This window comes from Mycolicibacter senuensis (genome assembly GCF_002101885.1).
Lineage (GTDB): Bacteria > Actinomycetota > Actinomycetes > Mycobacteriales > Mycobacteriaceae > Mycobacterium > Mycobacterium senuense.
The window spans coordinates 1-1,119 of record NZ_LQPS01000041.1; the positions used below are offsets into that span (position 1 = coordinate 1).

A 1,119-nucleotide genomic window follows, 5' to 3' on the forward strand; every position below is an offset into this window, starting at 1 on the left:
TCATTAATTCGTCGGCAGTAGTTGGCGATGGATTCCAGGATTTGGTCGGCGGTTTTGGTCCAGACGTAGGGCCGTGGGTTGTCGTTCCAGGTCTGGATCCAGGCACGGATATCGGCGTTGAGTTGTCGCACTGAGGTGTGGGTGCCGCGTCGTAGTTTCTTGGTGGTCAGTTCGGCGAACCAGCGTTCGACGAGGTTGAGCCAGCTTGAGCTGGTCGGGGTGAAATGCAGCACCAAGCGGGGATGGTTTGTCAGCCAACGCTTTACCGCGGGGGTCTTGTGTGTGGAGGCGTTGTCGAGAACGACGTGGCAGTCCATGTCGGCGGGGACTTCGGCGTCGATCTTCTTCAAGAACGCGAGGAACTCCTGGCTGCGGTGCCGGGAATGCAGCGAGCCGATGACTTTGCCGGTGGCCAGATCAAGTGCGGCATACAGGCTTGAGGTGCCGTGGCGGACGTAGTCATGGCTGGCTCGCGCCGGGGTTCCCGGCAGCATCGGGAACACCGGTTGGGTGCGGTTAAGGGCCTGGATCTGGGTCTTTTCGTCGACGCAGAGCACCACCGCCCGCTCCGGTGGATTGAGATACAGGCCGACGACGTCGCGGACCTTCTCGACGAACAACGGGTCCTTGGATAGTTTCCATGAATCCTGCTTGTGCGGAGCTAATCCGAACGCCCGCCATACCCGCGAGACCATCGACTGGCTCAAACCCAGGTGATCGGCCATTGACCGAGTCGACCAGTGCGTGGCATTCGGCGGGGTGGATTCCAGCGTCGCAGTGATCAACGCTTCAATCTGGTCATCACCGATCACCCTGGGCCGGCCGGGCCGCGGCTCATCGAGCAGTCCGTCGCACCGCAACTCGACGAATCTGTTGCGCCACTTACGGATCGTGCTGCGATCGAGCTCCAGCCGGTCGGCAATCTGGACATTGCTGCCGCCGTCGGCGCACGCCAGAACTATTCGGGCCCGCAGAGCCAAGCTCGCGGCGCTGTTGCGCCGACGAGTCCAGCTCTCCAACTCGGCACGTTCGTCATCGGTCAGGACGATCTTGGCGGCATGCGGCGATGGCATCACCCATGCTAACAAGAGCGTATGAATTAATGACTCAGGACACTAG

General features: G+C 61.1%; 1 protein-coding gene. It reads right to left on the minus strand.

The window, feature by feature from the left end:
- The coding region (locus AWC24_RS14235; protein WP_085085970.1) for an IS630 family transposase at positions 1-1,073 on the minus strand (1,073 nt) is incomplete at its 3' end.
- Positions 1,074-1,119 lie beyond the last annotated feature (46 nt).